The sequence below is a fragment of the Vibrio sp. 10N.261.45.E2 genome (assembly GCF_002875705.1).
GTDB lineage: Bacteria > Pseudomonadota > Gammaproteobacteria > Enterobacterales > Vibrionaceae > Vibrio.
The window spans coordinates 1-2,526 of sequence record NZ_MCZZ01000096.1; the positions used below are offsets into that span (position 1 = coordinate 1).

Genomic DNA, 2,526 nt, shown 5'->3' on the forward strand with positions numbered 1-2,526 from the left:
CTTTGAAATCGCTAAACATCGAGCGGTATTGATTAAGAAATGATATAATCGCTTCATGTATGTTTAATAGAGTGTATGAGATGAGCCACCGAAAAGAACGTCAAATCAAAGCAAGAAAAAAGTCAGCGGAAAAGTATATGGCAAAACTTCAGCAACTCGCAGAGCATGAAAAGGTCGAATTGCTTCTATCGCCCGACCCTAAGTCGGTTCCGACCATAGATGATAGGATGTTCGACTTACTGCAAGAAACCTACTATAAGCACATGTGATCGTTTTCATTGATATGATGGTTTCAAGTTCAACATCGCCTGTATTGCCCCCTAGGGGCCACTTATTTCACAAGTGGGTTCAATCTATTCGCCCCTTACCTATCTATCGAAACAAGATTGACATAGAAGGAGGAGCCCGTATAAAAATGGAATACAAGAAAGAGGAATGGGATGTCTGCTGGTGATGCACATAAGGTTTGGTTTCCTGAGATGCTGGATGAACTCTTTGTCCAATGGGAGTCAAGTATGGATTGGGGTGATTTGATTTCGCTGACACATGCAATGACGCAACGGAGGGAAGCGTTAAGGCTAGAAAAAGGCATTAAAAACCCCATTTATTATTGTGAGAAATGCAAAGGAAAGCATAGTTTTTCTCTTGCACCTATAACGGTTCGTTCAACGTTGTTCGCACTTAAAAAAGCGTCAATCATTGACGAGGCCACACTGAATGAAATGGATAGAGAATGGAAAAAACATCAAAGACGAAATAACCTTACTGGAGTGGGGAGATCAAAATCCTAATATGAAAAAGTATACTCCTACTCCACATGATGCGCTTTTTAAGCAGTTTATGACGCATTCAGAAACCGCTAAGGACTTACTGGATATTCACCTGCCAACTGAGCTGCGTGACATCTGTGATTTGACGACTCTCAAGCTAGAATCCGGCAGCTTCATTGAAGAAAGCCTGCGTCCTTACTATTCGGATGTGCTCTATTCTCTCAAAACAGTTCAAGGAGAAGGATACGTCTACGCGTTAATCGAACACCAAAGCCGACCAGATAAGCACATGGCGTTCAGGTTGATGCGCTATGCGATTGCCGCTATGCAACAGCATATTGATGCTGGTCATAAGCATTTACCTTTGGTGATCCCCCTGCAGTTTTACCATGGGAAAGTATCACCTTATCCCTATGAAATGAATTGGTTAAAAGGTTTCGCTCATCCAGACCAAGCGAAAGCGCTTTATACTCAAGACTTTCCACTGGTCGATGTTACGGTGATATCTGACGATGAGATTATGCAGCATCGCCGTATCGCGTTGCTTGAGTTGGTACAAAAGCATGCAAGGCATCGAGATATCATGGAATTTGTCGAGCCTCTGGTCACATTACTCTTAAGCGATTACACTACAGACAAGCAAGTGCAGTCATTGATGAGCTATCTACTTCAAGTGGGTGAAACCACAAACCTAGAGGCGTTAATTACGTCATTGGCCGAATCAGTACCGAAATACGAGGACACACTTATGACGATTGCAGAACAATTACGCCAACAAGGTGAGCAGCGAGGCATTCAACGTGGCCGCCAAGAAGGACGCCAAGAAGGACGCCAAGAAGGCATCCAGCTAGGCGAAGCTAAAGCGCTCAAAGAGATGGCGCGTAAGATGATGAGTAATGGACTGGATAATTCAACCATTATGGATGTTACTGGCTTGAGCACTGAAGAATTAGCCCGCTTATCCCATTAGAACGTCAACTCTTATTTATTGCGACAATGAATAAGAGTTGTGAACCGTCGATAGTGTTTAACTCCGTTCCTAGCTAAATACCGTTCATGCTTATATTGCAACAAAAGCTGATATCGCTGATGTTAAGCAAGATATATCGACGATGAAGTCTGATATTAGTGTTAATTTTGAATAGATTAAGCGAGTTTTGATTGGTTTGTGTATAACGTCTGGTATTGCACTTCTCAAATATATTTTCACTTAAACTGATAATGAACGTCAATAATCAGGAACCCCTAATGCTATGCGCCATAGCGGTGGCATTAAAAAAGGGAAGCGAACACTTGTGTAAGGAGTCTCTGTCCTGTTGTTCGATTTACGATAAGCAATTGAAGCAATCGCAGCTTCTAATGATCCCTCTCTTGATAGGTAGTGGAGTAGTGTTTGCTCAGATACGCCAAGTTGGTGACAGGCTTTTGTGATGGAATTAGCCCTTGATTCTGAATGATCGTATCTATTTTTTTGAGTATTCATTTTCGCTGCCTGCTGGTTTCTCATTATAATGCCAAATAGCGATAAAACGTCGCTCTCGATATTGACAGTGACTCACAAATCGAATCTATAGATAACGTCTTGTTCTGGTGCATTTGCTTGGCCATTTGCACCTTTGAGTTGCTCGGTTTTATTTTCGGTCGTCCCCCCAACCTTCCTCTCGCTCTTGCGGCTTTCAGTCCTGCGTTTGTTCTCTCTTGAATCAAGCGTCTTTCAAATTGCGCCAATGCCCCAAAGGGTTCTGTCGCAAATATT

General features: G+C 42.5%; 4 protein-coding genes. 3 read left to right on the forward strand and 1 reads right to left on the reverse strand.

Annotated elements, in window-relative coordinates:
- The first annotated feature begins 80 nt into the window (after positions 1–80).
- From BCT34_RS05830 to BCT34_RS05840, 3 genes are all read left to right on the forward strand, one after another.
- Positions 81–269, forward strand: coding sequence for a hypothetical protein (locus BCT34_RS05830; protein ID WP_076650766.1), 189 nt, complete (start codon positions 81–83; stop codon positions 267–269).
- A gap of 171 nt (positions 270–440) precedes the next feature.
- Positions 441–791 carry a hypothetical protein gene (locus BCT34_RS05835; protein WP_076650767.1) on the forward strand — a complete coding sequence of 117 codons (351 nt, stop codon included), beginning with the start codon at positions 441–443 and terminating at the stop codon, positions 789–791.
- A gap of 1 nt (position 792) precedes the next feature.
- Entirely contained in the window at positions 793–1,740 is a 948-nt protein-coding gene (locus tag BCT34_RS05840; protein ID WP_076650768.1) for an Rpn family recombination-promoting nuclease/putative transposase, read from the forward strand.
- A 536-nt stretch (positions 1,741–2,276) separates the two neighbouring features.
- Here the strand turns inward: BCT34_RS05840 and BCT34_RS24735 are convergent.
- The coding region (locus tag BCT34_RS24735) for a helix-turn-helix domain-containing protein (RefSeq protein ID WP_131828339.1) at positions 2,277–2,526 on the reverse strand (250 nt) is incomplete at its 5' end.

Bases quoted from the DNA above. Each gene is read 5' to 3' on its own strand.
- BCT34_RS05830 (WP_076650766.1), top strand. From the start codon at position 81: ATGAGCCACCGAAAAGAACGTCAAATCAAAGCAAGAAAAAAGTCAGCG.
- BCT34_RS05835 (WP_076650767.1), top strand. From the start codon at position 441: ATGTCTGCTGGTGATGCACATAAGGTTTGGTTTCCTGAGATGCTGGAT.
- BCT34_RS05840 (WP_076650768.1), top strand. From the start codon at position 793: ATGAAAAAGTATACTCCTACTCCACATGATGCGCTTTTTAAGCAGTTT.